At 69.6% G+C, this 20,996-nt stretch carries 14 protein-coding genes and 1 pseudogene; 12 read left to right on the top strand and 3 right to left on the bottom strand.

From position 1 onward, the window contains the following. Nucleotides 1-22: 22 nt before the first annotated feature. On the bottom strand, nucleotides 23-2,506 hold the full coding sequence (locus tag AB0E78_RS32790) for an alpha-L-arabinofuranosidase C-terminal domain-containing protein (RefSeq protein WP_361840308.1): 2,484 nt from the start codon (nucleotides 2,504-2,506) through the stop codon (nucleotides 23-25). A gap of 264 nt (nucleotides 2,507-2,770) precedes the next feature. Between AB0E78_RS32790 and AB0E78_RS32785 the strand changes: the two genes are divergently transcribed. Genes AB0E78_RS32785 through AB0E78_RS32770 form a run of 4 tightly spaced genes read left to right on the top strand, consistent with a single transcriptional unit; the run spans nucleotide 2,771 to nucleotide 7,535 of the window. Further along, a complete protein-coding gene (locus tag AB0E78_RS32785) occupies nucleotides 2,771-4,123 on the top strand; it encodes an extracellular solute-binding protein (protein ID WP_361840305.1) in 1,353 nt (450 codons plus the stop codon). Next, the gene (locus AB0E78_RS32780) at nucleotides 4,120-5,067 is read left to right on the top strand and encodes a sugar ABC transporter permease (RefSeq protein ID WP_361840302.1); all 948 of its coding nucleotides are present in this window, start codon (nucleotides 4,120-4,122) and stop codon (nucleotides 5,065-5,067) included. Before AB0E78_RS32785 ends, AB0E78_RS32780 begins: the two co-directional genes overlap by 4 nt. After that, nucleotides 5,064-5,957 (top strand): carbohydrate ABC transporter permease, encoded by an 894-nt coding sequence (locus tag AB0E78_RS32775; RefSeq protein WP_361840299.1) that lies wholly within the window; start codon nucleotides 5,064-5,066, stop codon nucleotides 5,955-5,957. Before AB0E78_RS32780 ends, AB0E78_RS32775 begins: the two co-directional genes overlap by 4 nt. A gap of 60 nt (nucleotides 5,958-6,017) precedes the next feature. After that, a complete protein-coding gene (locus AB0E78_RS32770) occupies nucleotides 6,018-7,535 on the top strand; it encodes an alpha-N-arabinofuranosidase (RefSeq protein WP_361840297.1) in 1,518 nt (505 codons plus the stop codon). A 13-nt stretch (nucleotides 7,536-7,548) separates the two neighbouring features. Here the strand turns inward: AB0E78_RS32770 and AB0E78_RS32765 are convergent, their stop codons facing one another. After that, complete coding sequence (locus AB0E78_RS32765) at nucleotides 7,549-8,523, bottom strand: arabinan endo-1,5-alpha-L-arabinosidase (protein WP_361840294.1); 975 nt, start codon at nucleotides 8,521-8,523, stop codon at nucleotides 7,549-7,551. A gap of 466 nt (nucleotides 8,524-8,989) precedes the next feature. Between AB0E78_RS32765 and AB0E78_RS32760 the strand changes: the two are divergent. The 3 genes and pseudogenes from AB0E78_RS32760 to AB0E78_RS32750 all read left to right on the top strand — a co-directional run. Next, nucleotides 8,990-10,873, top strand: a pseudogene (locus tag AB0E78_RS32760) (glycoside hydrolase family 48 protein); the annotation flags it as partial. Then, nucleotides 10,870-13,185 carry a xyloglucanase gene (locus tag AB0E78_RS32755; protein WP_361840291.1) on the top strand — a complete coding sequence of 772 codons (2,316 nt, stop codon included), beginning with the start codon at nucleotides 10,870-10,872 and terminating at the stop codon, nucleotides 13,183-13,185. The pseudogene AB0E78_RS32760 and the gene AB0E78_RS32755, both read left to right, overlap by 4 nt. A gap of 153 nt (nucleotides 13,186-13,338) precedes the next feature. Continuing rightward, on the top strand, nucleotides 13,339-14,370 hold the full coding sequence (locus AB0E78_RS32750) for a LacI family DNA-binding transcriptional regulator (RefSeq protein WP_361840289.1): 1,032 nt from the start codon (nucleotides 13,339-13,341) through the stop codon (nucleotides 14,368-14,370). Here AB0E78_RS32750 and AB0E78_RS32745 read toward each other — a convergent pair. After that, on the bottom strand, nucleotides 14,359-16,260 hold the full coding sequence (locus AB0E78_RS32745; protein WP_361840530.1) for a rhamnogalacturonan lyase: 1,902 nt from the start codon (nucleotides 16,258-16,260) through the stop codon (nucleotides 14,359-14,361). The genes AB0E78_RS32750 and AB0E78_RS32745 overlap by 12 nt on opposite strands. Before the next feature lie 333 nt (nucleotides 16,261-16,593). Here AB0E78_RS32745 and AB0E78_RS32740 point away from each other — a divergent pair, with 333 nt between their 5' ends. The 5 genes from AB0E78_RS32740 to AB0E78_RS32720 all read left to right on the top strand — a co-directional run bounded on the left by AB0E78_RS32740 (nucleotide 16,594) and on the right by AB0E78_RS32720 (nucleotide 20,974). Then, the gene (locus AB0E78_RS32740) at nucleotides 16,594-17,079 is read left to right on the top strand and encodes a hypothetical protein (RefSeq protein ID WP_361840287.1); all 486 of its coding nucleotides are present in this window, start codon (nucleotides 16,594-16,596) and stop codon (nucleotides 17,077-17,079) included. 206 nt (nucleotides 17,080-17,285) lie between these two features. Continuing rightward, complete coding sequence (locus AB0E78_RS32735; protein WP_361840284.1) at nucleotides 17,286-17,819, top strand: SigE family RNA polymerase sigma factor; 534 nt, start codon at nucleotides 17,286-17,288, stop codon at nucleotides 17,817-17,819. After that, the gene (locus AB0E78_RS32730; protein WP_361840282.1) at nucleotides 17,819-18,715 is read left to right on the top strand and encodes a hypothetical protein; all 897 of its coding nucleotides are present in this window, start codon (nucleotides 17,819-17,821) and stop codon (nucleotides 18,713-18,715) included. Before AB0E78_RS32735 ends, AB0E78_RS32730 begins: the two co-directional genes overlap by 1 nt. A 95-nt stretch (nucleotides 18,716-18,810) precedes the next feature. Further along, entirely contained in the window at nucleotides 18,811-19,653 is an 843-nt protein-coding gene (locus AB0E78_RS32725) for a pectate lyase (protein ID WP_361840279.1), read from the top strand. Nucleotides 19,654-19,807: 154 nt separating this feature from the next. Then, a complete protein-coding gene (locus AB0E78_RS32720) occupies nucleotides 19,808-20,974 on the top strand; it encodes an MFS transporter (RefSeq protein ID WP_361840276.1) in 1,167 nt (388 codons plus the stop codon). The last annotated feature ends 22 nt before the right edge of the window (nucleotides 20,975-20,996 follow it).

Below are 20,996 nucleotides of genomic sequence, written 5' to 3'. Positions count from 1 at the left end.
GCGCGGTGCGAAACGATCTCCCTCAGCCGGTCCTGATCCTCATGAAGGTGATCGAGTTCGCCGGGAAGGTGTACGAGAAGGTGTCGGACACGCCCTTGAAGGTCGACGTCACCGGTTTGACCGGTGACGCGTCCTTCGTGTTCTCCGCGGCCGGGTCGGCGGCGAGCGTGGTCACCTGCGCGGTCGGCCGCACCTTCGTGCCCGGGCCGATGCCGACCTTGGTGCGGGCATCCGAGCCCTGAGCGTTGACGACCTTGACGATGAGGTCACCGGTGGCCTTGTCGCGGGTGACGACCTGGCGGAACGGCTCGGCGGGCTTGTCGTCCGTGAAGGAACCCCACTTCTTGCCGTCGAGGAAGAGCGTCACCTGACGTCCGCGCACCTCGACGCGCAGGTCGTAGCTGCGGCCCGTCTCGATGGTCGTCGTGTCCTGGACCATGGTCTGCTTCGCGCCGTCCGTGGTCTTCTCGACGGCTGACTGGCTGTTGTTCCAGCCGCCCAGGTTCCACCAGTAGTAGTTGCCGGTGTCCTTGACCCCGAAGGCGACCATGAAGCCCTCCTTGCCGGACTTCTTGGTGGCCTTCACGTTCAGGTCGTAGTTCTGCCAGGCCTTGTCGCCCGCCGTGACCAGGGTGTTCTCCGCGGCCTCGTCGGACTGGACGTACGCGCCGTCCTGGACGGCCCAGGTGCCCTTGCCCGCCGCCTTGCTCCACCGGCCGTCACCGCCGGAGAAGTCGTCGGCCAGGAGCGTCCCGCCGTCCTCGCCGGTGACCTTCACGTCGTCGAACGAGGCGCTGGTCGCCCATGTGGACAGGCCGACGGCGCCGGTGACGGGGCCGGACGTGGCGGGGGTGCCGGATGCGGTGGACGGCACGACCTCGTCGCCGACGTTGCGCATGAAGAGCTTCTGCGTCTCGTAGTTGGCCGAGCCCCACGACTGGTCGTTGTCGTACCAGATCATGTTCGGTTTCCACTGCACGTAGTCCTCGTTGGCGAGCAGCGGCGCGTACGAGGCGAGCTTGACGACGTCGGCGTTGCGCTCCAGGCCGGTCATGAAGGCCGCTTCGGACAGGGCGTTGGAAAACTTGTTGCCCTGCGAGGCGTACTCGCCGAGGAAGACCTTCGGGCCCTTGCGGTCGTAGGAGTCGTAGCGGTCGTTGTTCTCCAGGAACCACTGCGGGCTGTTGTAGTAGTGCTCGTCGACCATCGCGACGTCCGCGTCACGGTTGAGCTGCCAGGCCTTGTCGAACGTCGAACCGCTGTCGTCGGGGCCGGAGTTGGAGATGACGGTGATGTCCGGGTACTTCTTCTCGATGGCCGCGCGGAACTCCTTGAAGCGGGCGAAGAACTCCTCCGGGAGGTTCTCCTCGTTGCCGACCTCCAGGTGGGTGAGGCCAAAGGGCCTGGGGTGGCCCATGGCCGCCCGCTTCTTGCCCCACTCGCTCGTCGCCGGGCCGTTGGCGAACTCGATGAGGTCCAGCGTGTCCTGGATGTGCCGCTTGAGGAGGGCCGGGTCGTCGGTGGCCTTGTTCTGGCCGCAGCCGGTCACCAGGGCGGGCACGACGGGCAGCGGCATCGCGCCGGTGTCCTCGGCGAACTGGAAGTACTCGTAGTAGCCAAGGCCGTAACTCTGGTTGTAGCCCCAGAAGTTGGCGTTCGTGGCGCGCTGCTCGACGGGTCCGATGGTGTCCTTCCACTGGTAGGAGCGCTTGCGCTGCCAGCCGGACCTCTCGTCGTACGCCTCGTGGGAGCCGGTGTTGACCAGGCAGCCGCCGGGGAAGCGCAGGAAGCCGGGGTTCAGGTCGGCGACCTTCTGGGCGAGGTCCTGGCGCAGGCCGTTCGCGCGGCCCTTGTAGGTGTCGCGGGGGAAGAGGGAGATCTCGTCGAGGGCGACCGGAGCATCCGAGGCGACCGCGAGCCGACCGTCGGCGGAGGTCCGGCCCGCGGTGAAGGAGGCCTTGTACTTCGCCCAGCCGCCGCGCGCGGTGACGCGGCGGGCCGGGGCCAGTTCGCCGGAGGCGTCGCGCAGGGTGAGGGTCAGGGGTGCCTTGCTCATGCCGCCGGTGCGCGCCCAGACGGAGAAGTCATAGCGCTTGCCCTTGGCGACCGCGATGCCGGTGTTGTAACCGGAGTTGGTGACGGATGAACCGCCTTCCAGGGACAGGTAGTTGCGGTTGCGGGCGTTCAGGCGGCCGTCGTCGTTCACCACCTTGGCGGAACCGGACGTGTCCCACGAAGTCAGGGGCGTGTAGGTGGCGTTGTCGGCGGTGGAGTACTCGAAGGAGCGGTTCTGGACGAGCTCGGCGTAGAGGCCGCCGTCCGCCGCGCGGTTGATGTCCTCGTAGAAGACGCCGTACATCGAGTCGTCGATCTTCGCGCCGGTGCGGGCCGGGTCGACGTCGATGGTGTAGTCGGTGGGTTCGGCCGCGGCGGTGGGTACCGCGGCGAGCGTTCCGGTGAGCAGGGCCCCCAGGGCGAGTCCGAGTCTCCATCGTCTGCGTGCCATGCGTACCCCAGTTCCTGTGCGATATATCGAACGACGATCAGCGGGTCGAACGGAAACCTAGGCAGCGGGGAGCGGCGCGTCAACGCATTGCGCAGGAAGTGGCCGAGGTGCGTCCCGGGGTTCGTGATGTCGAACAACTTCCAGGTGATTCACGGGACTTCGCCGCCGAGTCCGTCCGAACCGTTGACGCGCCCCGCGTTCGACCTTACGGTCCCGTTCGAAGTTGCGAGCAGCATTCGAAATATCGAACAGAAGTGAGCCGCAATGTCACCACCCCTCCCGAGCCGACGAGGTGTGCTCGGCTCCATCGGAGCGCTCGCCGTCGCGGGCAGCTTCGGACTCGCCGCCGCGAATCGCAGCGCGTCGGCGATCGCGTCGGACGCGGACGTACGGGTCCGCTACTGGAATCTGTTCTCCGGCGGCGACGGCGCCAACATGATCGCGATGCTGGACGCCTTCCGCGCCGCGAACCCCCGCGTCGACGTCAAGGACTCGACCCTCCAGTGGGGCAACCCGTACTACACGAAGCTCGCCATGGCGGCGTCCGGCAACCGCGCCCCCGACCTCGCGGTGATGCACCTGGGCCGGATACCCGGCTTCGCCCCCGGACGGCTCCTCGACCCGTGGGACGTGCGGCTCCTCGCCGAGCACGGCCTGAGCGAGGCGGACTTCGACCCGGTGCTGTGGAAGCGCGCCGTGGTCGACGGCAAGCTGTACGGCCTGCCCCTCGACATCCACGCCCAGCTCTGCTTCTACCGCCGGGACGTGTGCGAGAAGGCGGGGCTGCTCGACGCGGACGGTGATCTTGCGGAGGTCACCTCGCCCGAGGACTGGTTCAAGGTGCTCAAGGCCGCGAAGAAGGCCGTCAAGGGCGACGTCCACACCATCGGCATCAAGGCCGACGAACCGAACTTCTCCTGGTGGTTCTTCCTGTCCTTCTACACCCAGCTCGGCGGCACCTGCCTCAGCGCCGACGGCCGGGACGTCACCTTCGACACCGGCAAGGCCACCCAGGTCCTGGAGTTCCTGCGCCGGCACATGACCGACGGCTACTCCACCGCGATCGGCGTCGCCGACGGCGAGGCGTTCGTCAACGGCTCCGCCTTCACCTGGGAGGGCAACTGGTCGGTGCCCGTCTTCAGCGGCGCGAAGCTCACGTACGGCGCGACCCCGCTGCCACCCGTCTTCGGTAAACCGGCCACCCACACCGAGTCGCACTGCTTCGTCCTGCCGCACCAGTCGCAGCGCGGCGGCGCCAGCAACGAAGGCGCGCACCAACTGGCCGCGTACGTCGTCAGGAACGCCACCGCGTGGGCGCGCGGCGGCCACATCCCCGCCTATCTGCCGACGCTCGACGACAAGAAGTACCTGGCACTGAAGCCGCAGTCCGAGTACGTCTCGGCCATGGATCACATGGCCGTCGAGCCGGCCGCCTGGTTCGCCGGGTCCACCGGACTCCTCGCCCAGCGCATCGGCCCCGTCATCACCTCCTCCAACGTCGGCTCCGCCAAGCCCGACGCCACGGCCCGCCGCATGAAGGGCGTACTCGAAAAGCTGGTCGCCATGAAGAACCCGATGGAAGGCAGATCCGCCACCGAGGGAGGGTCCGCCGCATGAGCGCAGTCGACACCGCGGTCGCCCCGGCCGCCGTACGGACCGCCCCGGCGGCGGACGCCGATTCGCTCCGGGCCCGGCTGACCCGGCGCGTGCAGCACGGCGGCTGGTTCGTCGCCCCGTTCCTCGTCCTCTTCGCGCTGTTCGTGCTGCTCCCCATCGGCCGCGGCCTGTGGCTGAGCTTCACCGACGCCAACATCTCCGGCACGGACGCACGCTTCGTGGGCCTGGACAACTACCGGGAAGCCCTCGACAGCCCCCTCCTGTGGGACTCCCTGGGCCACAGCGCGTACTTCACCCTGCTCGTGGTGCCCTGCATCGTCGTCCTCGCGTTCCTCCTCGCGATGCTCGCCCACCACATCGAGCGCGCCAAGTGGCTGTGGCGGCTGTGCTTCTTCGCCCCCTTCCTGCTGCCGTCGACGGTCGCCGGAAACCTGTGGCAGTGGCTGTTCAACCCGGGCACCGGAATGATCGACCACGTCTTCGGCCTCGACACGCCCTGGCTGACCCAGAAGTCCACCGCCATGCTCGCCGTCGTCATCACCACCCTGTGGTGGACGGTCGGCTTCAGCTTCCTGCTCTTCCTCGCGGCCCTGCAGAACATCCCGCGCCATCTGTACGAGGCCGCCGAACTCGACGGCGCGGGCGCCTGGCAGCGGATGGTGCACATCACCCTGCCGATGCTGCGCAACATCACCGGCCTGGTGATCACCCTGCAGATTCTCGCCTCGCTCCAGGTCTTCGACCAGGCCGTGGTGATGCAGGACTTCGGCCCAGGGCCCGAGGAAAGCACCCGGACCTTCGTCCAGTACACCCTCGAAGAGGGCTTCACCGCCTACCGCGTGGGCTACGCCTCGGCGATCTCCATCATCTTCTTCGTCCTCATCGCGGCCGTCGCCCTCGGCCGGATGTGGCTCCTGCGCAAGCGTGAGGAGGGCGTGCGATGAGCGCCACCGCCCTGAACAAAGCTGCCGTAGGCAAGAAGAACGTACGCGAGAAGAACGTACGCGAGAAGAAGTGGACCCCCAGCCAGATCGTCCTCACCGCGCTCGGCGTCCTCGTCTCCGCGCTGTGGATGACGCCGCTTCTGTGGGCCCTCTTCACCTCCCTGAAGTCGGAGACCGAGGCCGTCGAGGTGCCCACCCACTGGGTGCCCGAGGAGTGGACGGGCCAGGCGTGGAAGGCGCTCTTCGAGAGCGGCAACATCACCAACTGGTTCGTGAACTCACTCGTCGTCTCGGTCTGCGTCACCTTCGTCGTGGTGTTCGTCAGCGCGCTCGCCGGGTACGGCTTCGCGCGCACCGAGTTCCGGGGCAAGAACCTGCTGCTCGGCCTGGTGATGGCGGGCCTGATGGTGTCGCCCGCCGTGCTCGGCGTGCCGCTCTTCACGACCGTCCAGTCCATGGGGATGGTCGACACGTACTGGGGCATGATCCTGCCGCAGTGCGCGCCCGCCGCGATGGTCTACATCCTCTACAAGTTCTTCCAGTCGATCCCGCACGAGCTGGAGGAGGCCGCGTACATCGACGGCGCCGGACGCTGGCGGGTCTTCTTCACCATCGTGCTGCCGCTGTCCAGGCCCTCGCTCTCGGCTGTCGGGATCTTCACCTTCATCGCGTCCTGGAACAACTTCCTGTGGCCGTACATGGTGACCAACAACCCCGACCTGATGACGATGCCGAACGGAATCGCGACCGTCATGAACTCCTACGGCATCCAGTGGGCGCAGCTCATGGCGGGTGGCCTCATGGCGGGCCTGCCACTGATCGTCGTCTTTGTCTTCTTCCAGCGCCAGATCGTCAGCGGCGTGGCCCACACGGGCCTGGCCGGCCAGTAGCGGCAGGCCGCCGAACGCCCCTTGACTCCCTTGCCCAGCAGCCCAGTCGAAAGGTTCCGCATGGCCCCCCGCACCGCCCGCTTCACCCTCGACCCCGCCTTCGCCATAGGTGACGTCGACCCCCGGCTCTTCGGCTCCTTCGTCGAGCACCTCGGCCGCTGCGTCTACACCGGCATCCACGAACCGGGCCACCCCTCGGCCGACGAGGACGGACTGCGCACCGACGTGCTCGACCTGATCCGCGAGCTCGGCGTGACCGCCGTGCGCTACCCCGGCGGGAACTTCGTCTCGGGGTACAAGTGGGAGGACTCCGTCGGCCCCGCCGACCAGCGACCGCGCCGCCTCGACCTGGCCTGGCACTCCACGGAGACCAACCGCTTCGGGCTCTCCGAGTACATCGCCTTCCTGCGGAAGATCGGCCCACAGGCCGAACCGATGATGGCGGTGAACCTCGGCACGCGAGGCGTCGAAGAGGCCCTGGAACTCCAGGAGTACGCCAACCATCCAGCCGGCACCGCCCTGTCCGACCTGCGTGCCGCGCACGGCGACAAGAACCCCTTCGGCATCCGCCTGTGGTGCCTGGGCAACGAGATGGACGGGCCGTGGCAGACCGGCCACAAGACCGCCGAGGAGTACGGACGCCTGGCCGCCGAGACCGCACGCGCGATGCGCCAGGCCGACCCGGACGTCGAGCTGGTCGCCTGCGGCAGCTCCGGCCAGTCCATGGAGACCTTCGCCGCGTGGGAGGCCACGGTCCTGACCGAGACCTACGACCTCGTCGACCACATCTCCCTGCACGCCTACTACGAGGAGACCGACGGCGACCGGGACTCGTTCCTCGCCTCCGCCGTCGACATGGAGTCCTTCATCGAGAACGTCGTCGCCACCTGCGACCACGTGGGCGCCCGCCTGAAGTCCAAGAAGAAGATCAACCTGTCCTTCGACGAGTGGAACGTCTGGTACCAGTCCCGGCCGCACCCCGAGGCCGAGGAGAGCCTGCGCGACTGGCCCGAGGCGCCGCGCCTCCTGGAGGACAACTACACGGTCACCGACGCGGTCGTCGTCGGCTCCCTCCTCATCGCCCTCCTGCGGCACGCCGACCGGGTGGCCGTCGCCTGCCTGGCCCAGCTGGTCAACGTCATCGCGCCGATCCTGACCGAGCCGGGCGGCCCTGCCTGGCGACAGACCACCTTCTTCCCCTTCGCGCAGGCCTCGCGGCACGGCCGCGGCCAGGTCCTCGACGTACGCGTCGACTCACCCGCGCACGGGACGGTGAAGTTCGGCGAGGTGCCGCTGCTGCACGCGACCGCCGTGCGCGCCGAGGACGGCACCGTCTCCGTCTTCGCGGTCAACCGCAGCCAGAGCGAACCGCTGCCCCTCGAAGTCGCCCTGCACGGACTTGAGTTGACGCACGTCATTGGGCACAGTGCCCTCGCCGACGCGGACCCGGACGCCCGCAACACCCTTGCCGAGCCGGAGCGCGTCACCCCGCACGACGTCACGGGTACGGCACTCCAGGACGGCGCATTGCACGCCGTCCTGGAGCCGCTGTCATGGAACGTGATCCGGCTGGGCTGACACACCGGCACGTTCAGCGGGCGACGGGCCACCCGGAGCTCCAGTCGAGGAGGTTGACGCCGAGCTTCGGGGTGCCGTTGTCCTGGCCGTCGTAGTAGTGGTAGACGAGCAGGTCGCCGTCGGCGTCCTTCATGATGGACTGGCCGCCGGGGCCGATGTAGCGGCCGTGGCTCTCCTGGACCGGCGTTCCGCCGTTGTTCGTCATGCCGACGCCGTTCTTGTCGACGTACGGCCCGGTGACCTTGGAGGAGCGGCCCACCTTGATCTTGTAGGTGGAGCTGGTGCCCGCACAGCAGGTGTCGTAGGAGGCGAAGAGGTAGTAGTTGCCGCCCCGTTTGACGATGTAGGGCGCCTCGACGGCCTTGGTGCCGGTGGGGCGCGAGGCGAGCGAGCGCCGGGCCGTGTCGCCCGCGTACTGCTTGCCGGTCGACGGGTCGATCCGGATCATCTTGATCCCGGTCCACCAGGAGCCGAAGGACAGCCACCACTTGCCGTCGTCGTCCACGAAGAGGTTCGGGTCGATGGCGTTGTAGTCGCTGGAGGTGGTCGAGGTGTACACGGCGCCGTGGTCGGTCCAGGAGCCGGGCTCGCCCGTGGCGGAGGCCGCGAGGCCGATGGCCGACTTGTTCGAGCCGAACGACGAGACGGAGTAGTACATCAGGTACTTGCCGCCGTGGTACGAGATGTCGGGCGCCCAGACGTCCCCGGTGGAGTTGTAGCTGTTCCACCAGCTCGGCCGGGTGGGGAAGGCGGAGCCGCTGCGGCCGAAGGCGATCCGGTCGGTGGAGGTGCGCAGCTGCAGGCCGTCGCCGGTCGAGTAGAGGAGGTACTTGCCCGCTGAGGTGCGGGCCAGGGTCGGGTCGTGCACGACGATGTCGCCGGTAACCCGCCCGGGGTTGGGGTAGGCGGTGGCGCTGCTCGGGACGAGGGCCAGCAGGGCGGCGGCGGGCAGCGCGACGAGGGCTCTGCGCCGGAAGGGACGGGGCATGGGCGACTCCTCGGATCGAACCGGAATCGCTCCCACTGGTGCCGTGGAAGCTAGCAGGAAGTCGCCGCCGGGAACAGAAAGGTTGGCGGGTTTCTCTCGAACTCTGGATTTCCGCCGTCGAATTCATTCGACAACTCCCTTTCGTGTGCGGGCTCTTGACATCGGGCCCGTCCGGGCTGAATTTTGGGAGCGCTCCCACTTGTGCTCCCACTTGTACTCCAACTGGTGCTCCCACTGGTCCTCCCACTGGATACCCAGCTCCCCGAGCGGAGCTCGCCCCCATCGAGCCGTCAGGAGACATCCCCGCATGTCCGCATTCCCCCCATCTCCCCGCTCCGGCCCCTCCAGACCGGAAATCAGCCGCCGCAACCTGCTGACCCTCGGTGCCGGAGCAGCGCTCGCCCCCATCATCGTGGCGCTCAACCCTGCAGTTCACAGCGCCCATGCCGCGACTGCCGCCACCGAGTACGAGCAGCGCTTCCTCGACCTCTACGCGAAGATCACCGATTCCGCGAACGGCTATTTCTCGCCGGACGGTATTCCGTACCACTCGGTCGAAACCCTCATTGTCGAAGCCCCCGACCACGGGCACGAGACGACATCCGAGGCATACAGCTATCTGCTCTGGCTACAGGCCATGTACGGCAAGGTCAGCGGCGACTGGACACGTTTCAACGCGGCCTGGGAAACCATGGAGAAATTCATGATCCCGACCCATGCCGACCAGCCGACGAACAGTTTCTACAATGCGGCGAAACCAGCCACGTACGCCCCCGAACACGATCAGCCGTCCCAGTACCCCGCCCGGCTCGACCCCGCGGTCCAGGCCGGCGCCGACCCGATCGCCGCCGAGCTGAGGAGCGCGTACGGCAGCGACGACATCTACGGCATGCACTGGCTCCAGGACGTCGACGACGTCTACGGATACGGCAGTGGCGCCGCGGGCCCCGTCCACATCAACACCTTCCAGCGCGGCCCCCAGGAGTCGGTCTGGGAGACCGTCCCGCACCCCACCCGCGACGAGTTCACCCACGGCGGCAAGAACGGCTACCTCGACCTGTTCACCGGCGACGCCTCCTACGCCAAGCAGTGGAAGTACACCAACGCCCCCGACGCCGACGCCCGCGCGGTGCAGGCCGCCTACTGGGCGCACGTCTGGGCCTCGGCCCAGGGCAAGCAGTCCGAGGTCGCGGCGACGGTCGCCAAGGCGGCCAAGATGGGCGACTACCTGCGCTACGCCCTGTTCGACAAGTACTTCAAGACCATCGGCGACTGCACCGACCCGTCCGGTTGCGCGCCCGGCAGTGGCAAGAACAGCGCGCACTACCTGCTCTCCTGGTACTACGCCTGGGGCGGCGCCACCGACGCCTCAGCCGGCTGGGCCTGGCGCATCGGATCGAGCCACAGCCACGGCGGCTACCAGAACCCCCTGGCCGCCTTCGCCCTCAGCGCGTACGCACCGCTCGCTCCCAAGTCGGCGTCGGGCAAGGCCGACTGGGCCAAGAGCCTGACCCGGCAGATCGAGTTCTACCGCTGGCTGCAGTCCGCCGAGGGCGCCATCGCGGGCGGCGCCACCAACAGCTGGCAGGGCCGCTACGCCGAGCCCCCGGCCGGCACCCCCACCTTCTACGGCATGGCCTACGACGAGAAGCCCGTCTACCACGACCCGCCGTCCAACCAGTGGTTCGGCTTCCAGGCCTGGTCGATGGAGCGCGTCGCCGAGTACCTCCACGAGACCGACGACCCCGCAGCGAAGACCGTCATGGACAAGTGGGTCACGTGGGCCCTCTCCGAGACGAAGATCGCCGACGACGGCACGTACGCCATCCCCTCGACCCTCGAGTGGTCCGGCCGGCCCGACACCTGGAACCCCTCAAGTCCGGGCACCAACACGGAACTTCACGTCTCCGTCGTCGACCGCACCAACGACGTGGGCGTGGCCGCCGCCTACGCCAAGACCCTCACCTACTACGCCGCGGCCACCGGCCACACCGAAGCCGCCAGGACGGCCAAGGCGCTCCTCGACGGCATGTGGCAGCACCACCAGGACCCCCTCGGCATCGCCGTGCCCGAGACTCGTGCCGACTACGACCGGTTCGACGACGCGGTGTACGTCCCGGACGGCTGGACCGGCACCATGCCGAACGGCGACCCCATCGACTCCGGCTCCGACTTCACCTCCATCCGCTCCTTCTACCGCGACGACCCCGACTGGCCGAAGGTGCAGGCCTACCTCGCCGGGGGAGCGGCACCCCGGTTCACGTACCACCGCTTCTGGGCGCAGGCCGACATCGCGCTCGCCATGGGCGCGTACGCGGAGCTCCTCGAACCGGGGCTGGGGTCGCGGTGACCGCCCGCAGGAGTCGCGGCGGGAAACTGCTCGGCGCCCTCAGCCTGATCCCGGGGCTGCTGCTCGTGGCCGCCCCCTCCTCCGGCGCGGATGACGCCAAGGAGAAGGCGACAGCCGCGTACAGGTGGAAGAACGTCCGCATCGACGGCGGCGGTTTCGTGCCCGGCATCGTCTTCAACCGGACCGAGAAGAACCTCGCCTACGCGCGCACCGACATCGGTGGCGCCTACCGCTGGCAGGAGTCGTCCCAGTCCTGGACGCCGCTGCTCGACTCGGTGGGCTGGGACGACTGGGGCCACACCGGGGTCGTCAGCATCGCGTCCGACACCGTCGCGCCGGACAAGGTGTACGCCGCCGTCGGGACGTACACCAACGACTGGGACCCCGGCAAGGGCGCCGTCATGCGCTCGGCCGACCGGGGCAGGACCTGGAAGAAGGCCGACCTGCCCTTCAAGCTCGGCGGCAACATGCCCGGCCGCGGCATGGGCGAACGCCTAGCCGTCGACCCGCACGACAACCGTGTGCTGTACCTGGGGGCGCCCAGCGGCAACGGCCTGTGGCGCTCCACCGACTCCGGCGTCACCTGGTCGAAGGTGACCGCGTTCCCCAACCCCGGCAACTACCGGCAGGATCCGGGGGATTCGACCGGCTACGCCTCCGACAACCAGGGCATCGCGTGGGTCACCTTCGACGAGTCCACGGGGGCTACCGGCGCACGCACCAAGACCGTGTACGTGGGCGTCGCCGACAAGGACAACGCCGTCTACCGCTCGACGGACGCGGGCACCACCTGGTCCCGGCTCGCGGGCCAGCCCACCGGGCTCCTCGCCCACAAGGGCGTGCTCGACGCGGAGAACGGCTACCTCTACCTCGCCTACAGCGACAAGGGCGGCCCCTACGACGGCGGCAAGGGGCAGGTGTGGCGCTACGCCACCCGCACCGGGGAGTGGAAGAACATCAGCCCCGCGACAGACGCCGACACGTACTACGGCTTCAGCGGACTGAGCGTCGACCGGCAGCATCCGGGCACCGTCATGGTCACCGGCTACAGCTCCTGGTTCCCCGACACTCAGATCTTCCGCTCCACCGACAGCGGCGGCAGCTGGACCGGCGCCTGGAGCTACAGCGCCTATCCCGAGCGCACCAACCGCTACACCATGGACGTCTCGTCCGCGCCCTGGCTGTCGTGGGGCGCGAACCCGGCGCCGCCCGAACAGAGCCCGAAGCTGGGGTGGATGACGGAGGCCCTGGAGATCGACCCCTTCGACTCCGACCGGATGATGTACGGCACCGGGGCCACCGTCTACGGCACCAGGAACCTGCGGCAGTGGGACGGCGGCGGCAAGTTCACCGTCACCCCGATGGTGAAGGGCCTGGAGGAGACCGCCGTCAACGATCTCGCCGCACCGGCCTCCGGGGCGCCGCTGCTCAGCGCGCTCGGCGACATCGGCGGCTTCCGGCACACGGACCTCACCAAGGTGCCGCCCCTGATGTACACCGGCCCCAACTTCACCACCACGACCAGCATCGACCACGCCGAGTCGGATCCGAACACGGTGGTGCGGGTCGGTCAGCTCGACAGCGGGCCGCGCATCGCGTTCTCCGGCGACAACGGCGCCAACTGGTCGGCGGGCAAGGAGCCTTCGGGGGTCTCGGGAGGCGGAACCGTCGCCGCGTCCGCCGACGGCAGCCGCTTCGTGTGGAGCCCGGACGGCGCGGGCGTGCACACCAGCGGTGACCGGGGCGCGTCGTGGACGGCGTCCACCGGCATCCCGCAGGGAGCGGTCGTCGAATCCGACCGTGCCGACCCCAAGACGTTCTACGGCTTCAAGTCCGGGACGTTCTACGTCAGCACGGACGGCGGGGCGACCTTCACCGCGAAGGCCTCCAGGGGTCTCCCGGCGGAGGGCGCGGTGCGCTTCAAGGCCGTCCCGGGGGAGGCGGGGGACATCTGGCTCGCGGGCGGCAAGGCGGGCGGGACGTACGGCCTGTGGCACTCGACCGACTCCGGCGCGAGCTTCAGCCGCGTCCACGGCGTGGAGGAGGCCGACTCGATCGGCTTCGGCAAGGCCGCGCCGGGCTCAGGCCACCAGACGCTCTTCACCAGCGCGAAGGTCGGCGGGGTGCGCGGGATCTTCCGCTCCACCGACGCCGGCGAGAGCTGGGTGCGCGTCAACGACGACGCCCACCAGTGGGGCTGGACCGGCGCGGCCATCACCGGCGACCCCCGGATCTACGGGCGGGTGTACGTGTCCACGAACGGCCGTGGCATCGTTTACGGGGACACCGCCAGGACCGCCGGGCGGGGGTAGCGCACCTCAACTCCACGGGACAGCACGGCCAGTCGAAGCGCTTCGACGCATCTATGGACAGCGTACGGGTGTCGTTCTAAGGTCGGGACGGCCCCACGTCGAAGCGCTTCACCACCGCCTCACGACCTGTCCGAGCCCGTCTAGGAGAACTGAATGGTCACCCTCGCCGAGGTAGCCCACCACGCCGGAGTCTCGGCCAGCACGGTGAGTTATGTGCTCAGCGGCAAGCGGTCCATCTCCTCCTCCACCAAGGACCGCGTCGAACGGTCCATCAGGGAGCTCGGCTACCACCCGAACGCCGGCGCCCGCGCGCTGGCCAGCAGCCGGTCCAACATCATCGCCCTGATGGTGCCGCTGCGCACCGACATGTACGTGCCGGTGATGATGGAGATAGCCATCGCCGTCGCCACCACCGCGCGCACCCACGGGTACGACGTGCTGCTCCTGACCGGCGAGGAGGGGCCCGAGGCGGTCCGCCGCATCGAGGGCAGCGCGCTCGCCGACGCGATGATCCTGATGGACGTGGAGCTGGACGACGAGCGTCTCCCGCTGATCCGCGAGACCGACCGGCCCGCGGTCCTCATCGGCCTCCCCGCCGACCCCACGGGCCTGACCTGTGTGGACCTCGACTTCGTGGCGACCGGCGCGCAGTGCGTGGAGCACCTCTCCGGGCTCGGCCACCGGGAGATCGCCGTGATCGGCGAGGCGCCCGCGGTGTACGAGCGGCACACCGGCTTCGCGGAACGCACCCTGGACGGGCTGCGCACGCGGGCCCAGGAGCTCGGCGTCCGGGTGCTGCACCGCCCCTGTGAGGGAACGTACGACGCGCTGGCCGCGACCCTGGCCCGGATCTCCGACGAACGTCCCGGCACCACCGGGTTCGTCGTCCAGAACGAGTCGGCAGTGGAACCGCTCCTGAGCCTCCTCCGTCAGCAGGGCCGCGCCCTGCCGGAAGACGTCTCCGTCATCGCCGTCTGCCCCGACCAGGTCGCCACCCAGGCCTCGGTGCGACTCACCTCCGTCGCCATCCCCGCCCAGGAGATGGGCCGCCAGGCGGTGGAGCGTGTCGTCGCCAAGCTGCGAGGGCAGAGCGAGGACGAAGTCGTCCTGATCGCACCGGAGTTGACGGTGCGGGCCAGTTCGGGCCCTGCCCCCGGGCTCTCAGGTGCCCCCTCAGGGAGTTGACACCACCGGGCGTGGTGCTTTTGCCATGCCGGAGCCGATGAAGAAGCTCGGGTGCGGTGGCTGGTTGTAGGCCGTGTTCTGCCAGGCCAGCGCCGTGCGGTACTGGATGTCGTGGAGCAGTGTGGTGATCTTCGTGCTCGTCTCGTGCGGCGTGGAGTAGATCCGTAGCGCCTTGTTGTCCGCGGTGCGCCACACGACTTCCTCGCGCCAGTCGCCGAGGATGTCGCCCGAGAGCGCCGGGGTCGCCTTCGTGCCGTTGTTGGACGCGACCGACGCCCCGGTCAGGAGCCGGGTCTCGCCGCCCGTCCCGTACTTGTCGATGCGGGTGCCGTCGAGGAGTTCGCGGGTGGTGTCGCCGTCCCACCAGTTCACGAAGTTGACGCTGGAGGGCTCGCGGCCGACCGACGCCCCGGACGGCGAGCGCAGGGTGCTGTCGGCCGCCGACCAGGACTCGGCGCCCGCCGAACCGGCGTAGACGTCGGCGGACACGCCCCGGCCGTTGTCGGAGCCGGAAGCCGTGGTCCACAGGCGCTGCCCGGTGCGGGCATCGGCCAGCCAGGAGCCCGGCTTGGAGCTGTCCTCGGAGACCTTGAAGTACTCCAGGCCCGCGCGGGAGGGATCGAGGTCACCGACGTGCCCGGCATCGCCGTGCCCGAGCTTGGTCGTCCACAGGCCGCCGCCGTTGTCGTCGACGGTCATCGCGCCGTACACGATCTCGTCCTTGCCGTCGGCGTCGACGTCCGCGACCGACAGACTGTGGTTGCCCTGGCCGTCGTAGCCCTTGCCGGTGTTCGTGGAGGAGTTGGTGTCGAAGGTCCAGCGCCGGGTGAATGCCCCGTTCCGCCAGTCCCAGGCGGCGATGACGGACCGCGTGTAGTAGCCGCGCGCCATGATCAGGGACGGCCTGCTGCCGTCGAGGTACGCGGTCCCGGCGAGGAAGCGGTCCACACGGTTGCCGTAACTGTCGCCCCAACTCGCCACGCTGCCGCGCGCGGGGACGTAGTCCACCGTGTCGAGCGCGGCGCCGGAGCGGCCGTCGAACATCGTCAGGTACTCGGGTCCGGCGAGGACGTAGCCGCTGGAGTTGCGGTGGTCGGCGGAGGAACTGCCGATCACCTTGCCCGCGCCGTCCTTCGTGCCGTCCGCCGTCTTCGTGGCGACCTCGGCCCTGCCGTCCCCGTCGTAGTCGTACACCTGGAACTGCGTGTAGTGCGCGCCCGAGCGGATGTTCCGGCCCAGGTCGATCCGCCACAGCCGGGTGCCGTCCAGCTTGACGCCGTCGATGACCGTGTTGCCGGTGTAGCCGGACTGGGAGTTGTCCTTGGCGTTGGTGGGCTGCCACTTCAGTACGAAGTCCAGGGCGCCGTCCCCGTCGAGGTCGCCCACGGACGCGTCGTTCGCCTCGTACGTGTACGCCACGCCGTCCGGGGTCGTGCCCCCGGCGGGCGGCGCGATCGGCACGTCCTTGTACCCGGCGCGGAACTGCACCGCGTGCACGGAGTCGCCCTGTTCGGTGCCGTCGACCACCGCGCGCACCGTGTAGTCGGCGCTGTTGGGGGCGCCCGCGTGGAAGTAGTTCGTCGAGCCGGTGACCGGGGAGGAGTTGACCTTCGTACCCCCTCGGTAGACGTTGAAGGCCACGTCGTCGTCATCGGTGCCGAGCCAGCGCCAGCTGACCAGGTTCCCGGCGTCGGTGTGCACGCTGACCACGCCCCGGTCCAGCGCCTCGGCCTGGCGCGCGGTGGCCGCCGACGAGGTGGACGACAGGGCGATGAGACCTCCGGCGGCGAGAGCGCCCGCGATGACGGCGGTGATCAGGACTCGGCCACGGGCCCGCCGTGTTCTTCGGCGCCTGGGGCGGAGGCGGTCGCCGTACGGGTTCTCGGCCATGGGGTATTCCTGGGCCATGGGGTGCTCCTGCGGGGAAGTGGGAGGGGGAGAGGGACAGTGCCTCGCCTGAGTCGCCGCGGGGAGCGCGGAAGGTTGCCGCCCGGTCAGGTGCAGTTGCCGGCCCACCGGTGGACGGGTCCGGGTCGGCGGGGCTGCCGCGCCGGGTGGACGACAAACGCCGCCTACCGCCCAGGTTTACCCGGCTGGCGCGCTCGGTGGACGGCCACACCAAACCACCGCACGACGCGCGCCGAGCCCTCGGACCCCTAGCTTCTGTGGTGACCGCACAGCCCGAAATACAGGGGAAGACCCGAAGCACAGGGGGAAAACAGCATGCGAACCATGCAGAAGGCGGCGCTCGGAGCAACCGCGGCGCTGGCCGCACTCTCCGGCGCCTTTGTGCCATCCGCCAGTGCCGCACCGGCACCGGCGCCGGCACCGGCAGCCTCAGCCGACCCGACGGCCACCGTGGTCAGGTCCGCGACCGCTGACGCGTCGGCCCAGGCATGTGCCCATCCCATCCAGCGCTGGGGCCACTGGGGCTGCATGAAGGGCTCGAACACCGGCCTCGACGTCGACTGGGACGGCAACGGCTCCAGGGACGAAACCTTCGTGATCGGCACGAATCGCGGGATCTACCACATCTGGGCCAACGCGGGCGGCTGGAAGGAAATGCCCGGCGGAGGACGGGCGGACCAGATCTGGGGCGTCGGAAAGGGCCCCGGCTACCGCTGCGTCGGCGTGTGGGCCGGCAACACCGTGTACGCCAACGTGTTCCACGACGGCAAGTGGCACAACTGGGAGCGAGGCACCTGCTGACACCGGCTCAGGCGACGCCCCCACCCGGCCGGGTGGGGGCGTCGTGGGATCCGATCACATACCGTTTGGCTCAGATGCGCCTGGGATTCCGGACGTTGTTCGATCTCTCGTACAGACGTTGCTATGCTCGCGCATCGCGTTGCGGCGGCACGGGGGCCACCCGGCGCGCGGGAAGAGCCGCGCGCGAGCACAGAAAGAGGTCACCCGTGGGGACAGCGGTCGACGACGCAGCCGCCGCGGAGTTCCATGACTTCTTCGAGCGGCACTACAACGAACTCGCCCGCCTCGCCCACATGCTGACCGGCGAGAAGGACGCGGCGGACGATCTGGCGGCGGACGCCCTGGTCGCGCTCTGGAACCGCTGGGACCGGGTCAGGGCCGCCGACCACCCGGCCGCGTACGCCCGTGGAGTCGTCGCCAACATGGCGCGCAGCCGCATCCGCAGTGCCGTCCGCGAACGCCGCCGCGTGGCGCTGTTCTGGGGGCAGCGCCCGGAAGGGGTCGACGACCCCGACATACCGGCGGTCGTCGACGTCCAGGAGGCGTTGCGTACGCTGCCGTTCCGTAAGCGGGCCTGTGTGGTCCTGCGGCACGCCTTCGACCTGTCGGAGAAGGACACCGCGCTCACCCTCGGCATATCGGTCGGTACGGTGAAGAGCCAGACGTCCAAGGGAATGGCGGAGCTGCAGCGGCTCCTCGGTGACCGGGCCGCGTCGCAACTCGTGGGAGGGAGGCAGTGATGGACGACGTACGCAAGCAGCTGCGCGATGCCGCGGCCGAGCACCGCCCCGACAGGGAACGGATGCTGGCCCGGGTCGAGCGCGGCATGGAGCGCGACGCCGTCGACCCCGGTGCCTCGGCCCGCGACAGGCTGCCGCGACCCGCCCCCTGGCTGCGGATAGCGGGTGCGACGGCCGCCGTTGCGGGAGTCTTCGCGCTCGGCGGCTATGCCGTCGCCTCCGCCGTCCAGGGCGAGGAGCCGCCGCCCCGCACCGTGGGCACTCCGGCCGCCCCCGATTCCCCGTCCGGGCCGAGCCCCTCCGCCTCCGCACCGGACGACGGGAAGGCCGGGCCCAGCTCGCCCGCCGAGCCCGCCCACCCGTCGGGCAAGGCCACGAAGGGCACGCCGGACAAGGGAAAGGGCGAGGGCGAGGGTCAGGACACCAGCCGGCCGCCGAAGGAGTCCGGCCCCCCGCCCGACACGCGGCCCGTGGCGCCGGACGCCAAGAGCGTCGAGGACCGCTACCTCTGGAGCGACGGCTCCATCGACCCGCGGAGCAACGACTTCTGGGCGCAGAGCACTCTCACCTTCAAGACGGGCGAACCGCTCACCGCCCTCACCGTCGAACTGCGTGTCGCGCAGACCGGCGGGGTCACCGACACGGGCAACTGGCGCTCGTTGCCCGCCGACGACTTCACCGTCTCCGTACGGAAGTCGGACGGTGACCTGGTCTACCGCTGGACGCTGAAGGCGGGCCGGACCGTTCCCGCGGGTGAGCACGTCTTCGCGGGCCAGTACAACCACGCCGAGGGCGGCAGGGACGCGGGCGAGGACACCTACGCGGCGGAGGCCACCGAGTCGAGCCGGCAGGCTCAAAAGGCCGCCGTACGGGGCGACTTCGCCCGCACCTCATAGAGCGCGGGAGGAATTCTTCGCGGGGCGGCAACCTTCCGCAGGCGGGCGGAGACCAGCAGACGCAAGGTCATCCCCCCAGCGAAAGAGCGGTCCCCATGACCACGCAACGAGCCGAACCGCGCAAGAGCCGCAAGCGCCGCCTCACCCGCCGCCGCGCCGTGGGCGCGGCGGGCGGCGCCCTCCTGCTGACCGGTGCCACCCTCGGCGCCAACGTGCTGCTCTCCCCGGCGGGAGCGGCGACCACGGCCGCCGCCTGGCCGACCCCCACGGGCGACAAGCCCGTCACGAAGACCATCGAGGTGTCCGGCACCTACGACGGCGGGCTCCAGCGTTTCTACGGCAGCGGAGACCTCGGCGGCGACGGCCAGGAAGAGGGCCAGGACCCGATCTTCAAGCTGAAGGACGGCGCCGTCCTGAAGAACGTGGTGCTCGGCAAGCCGGCCGCCGACGGCGTGCACTGTTCCGGCAGCTGCACCATCCAGAACGTGTGGTGGGAGGACGTCGGCGAGGACGCGGCCACCTTCAAGGGCACTTCGAGCAGCTCGACGTACACCGTCACCGGTGGCGGCGCGAAGAAGGCCGACGACAAGGTCCTGCAGTTCAACGGCGCGGGCAAGCTGAACATCAGCGGGTTCCAGGTCTCGGACTTCGGCAAGCTGGTGCGCTCCTGCGGCAACTGCTCCAAGCAGTACAAGCGCACGATCACCATCAACGACGTGGACGTGACCGCGCCCGGCAAGTCCCTGGTCGGCATCAACACCAACTACGGCGACACGGCGACCCTCAGCAAGATCCGCATCCACGGCGACTCCAGCAAGAAGATCAAGCCCTGCATCCGCTACACCGGCAACAGCTCGGGCGACGAGCCCGACGAGACGGGCAGCGGCCCTGACGGAACGTACTGCAAGTACAGCGCGTCGGACATCAGTTACCAGTAGAGCCACCGTGGGCCACCGGTGACCGCCCATTTTCGGTCATCGGTGGCCCGCTGCCGCCACGCCGTCCGCTATGCCGATCTCTGGAACCTCTCCCTGGCGCCGGCGGCGGGTGATTGAGTCGGGGCTCACTGAACGTGTGCTCAGGAGGGTCCGCTTGCTTCGGCTTCATCTGACGGCCGCCACGCTGCTCAGGGTGTCCGCGGAAGGGGCCGCGACCGCCCTGGTGCTCACCGTCCAGGCGCGTACCGGGAACGCGGCGAGCGCCGGATTCGTACAGGCCGCGATGTTGCTCCCGTACGTGCTGAGCGGGCCGGTCATCGGGCATGCGCTGGACCGGACCGGCCGGCCGCGCCGTCTCGTGACCGCACTGGCCTGCGGATACGCCGTCGCGACCGCGCTGCTCATGGTGTCGGCGGGGCGCGCGCCGCTGGTGCTCGTCCTGATGGTGGCCGCCGTGATCGGTTGCGTCGAGCCGGTCGTGGTGGCGCTCACCAGTCTGCTGCCGAGGTTCGTGCCTCCCGAACGCCTCTCGCGGGCGTACGGCCTCGAGGCGTCGAGCTACACCGTCGCGGCCGTCGCCGGGCCCGGCCTCGCCGCGATGGTCGCCGCCTTCGCGGGCGGCGGGCACACCGGGATCGTGACCGTGGCCGCAGCTGTGCTCGGCCTTTTCTTTCTTCCTCTGTTGCGGATTCCTCCCCCGGAGGAGCGGCCGGGGCGGGCGCGGGCGGGTGTGGGGCAGGTCGTGGCGGGTGGGCTCTCGGTCCTGGGGACCAACCGGGTGCTTCGGGCCCTGACCGCGTCGACGATGTTCGCCTGGTTCGGGTTCGGCGGGTTCGCGGTGGCGGCGGTGCTGCTCGGCCAGGACATCGGGGCGGGCGCGGGGGCAGGCGGACAACTGCTGGCCTGCTTCGCCCTGGGCTCCCTCATCGGGGCCCTCGCCTCGTCGCGGTGGCTGACGCCGGCCCGGGCCGAACGGGTTGTGGTGGCAGGTCTGTTGGGGTTCGGGGCGGCCCTCGCCGCTCTGTCGCTGGTGCCGTCGCTGCCCTGGGCGTGGGCCGTCTGCGGGGCGGCGGGCGTGGCCGAGGGGCCGCTGTTCGCCGCGACGCTGATGCTCCGTCAGCGGGAGTCGCCGCCGGACCGGCTCGGTCAGGTCAACACCACCGGCGGCAGCCTGAAGATCGGCGCGTCGGCGGGCGGCGCGGCCCTGACCGGGGTGTTCGCGGGCCGGCTCGGCGCGGACGGGCTGCTGCTGGGCATCGCCGCGTTCCAGTTCGCCGCGGCGGTCATGTGGCTGTGGCTCAGGAGGGTGCCCGGCCGTTGAACCAGGACGGGACCAGGGCAGC

It is taken from the genome of Streptomyces sp. NPDC032198 (assembly GCF_040636975.1).
GTDB lineage: Bacteria > Actinomycetota > Actinomycetes > Streptomycetales > Streptomycetaceae > Streptomyces.
This window is presented reverse-complemented; position numbering and strand designations above follow the sequence as displayed.

Excerpts from the sequence above, each read along its gene's own strand:
- AB0E78_RS32765 (WP_361840294.1), bottom strand. The coding sequence starts at position 8,523 with ATGCCCCGTCCCTTCCGGCGCAGAGCCCTCGTCGCGCTGCCCGCCGCC.
- AB0E78_RS32785 (WP_361840305.1), top strand. The coding sequence starts at position 2,771 with ATGTCACCACCCCTCCCGAGCCGACGAGGTGTGCTCGGCTCCATCGGA.
- AB0E78_RS32780 (WP_361840302.1), top strand. The coding sequence starts at position 4,120 with ATGAGCGCAGTCGACACCGCGGTCGCCCCGGCCGCCGTACGGACCGCC.
- AB0E78_RS32725 (WP_361840279.1), top strand. The coding sequence starts at position 18,811 with ATGACCACGCAACGAGCCGAACCGCGCAAGAGCCGCAAGCGCCGCCTC.
- AB0E78_RS32775 (WP_361840299.1), top strand. The coding sequence starts at position 5,064 with ATGAGCGCCACCGCCCTGAACAAAGCTGCCGTAGGCAAGAAGAACGTA.
- AB0E78_RS32750 (WP_361840289.1), top strand. The coding sequence starts at position 13,339 with ATGGTCACCCTCGCCGAGGTAGCCCACCACGCCGGAGTCTCGGCCAGC.
- AB0E78_RS32790 (WP_361840308.1), bottom strand. The coding sequence starts at position 2,506 with ATGGCACGCAGACGATGGAGACTCGGACTCGCCCTGGGGGCCCTGCTC.
- AB0E78_RS32745 (WP_361840530.1), bottom strand. The coding sequence starts at position 16,260 with ATGGCCGAGAACCCGTACGGCGACCGCCTCCGCCCCAGGCGCCGAAGA.
- AB0E78_RS32770 (WP_361840297.1), top strand. The coding sequence starts at position 6,018 with ATGGCCCCCCGCACCGCCCGCTTCACCCTCGACCCCGCCTTCGCCATA.
- AB0E78_RS32740 (WP_361840287.1), top strand. The coding sequence starts at position 16,594 with ATGCGAACCATGCAGAAGGCGGCGCTCGGAGCAACCGCGGCGCTGGCC.
- AB0E78_RS32730 (WP_361840282.1), top strand. The coding sequence starts at position 17,819 with ATGGACGACGTACGCAAGCAGCTGCGCGATGCCGCGGCCGAGCACCGC.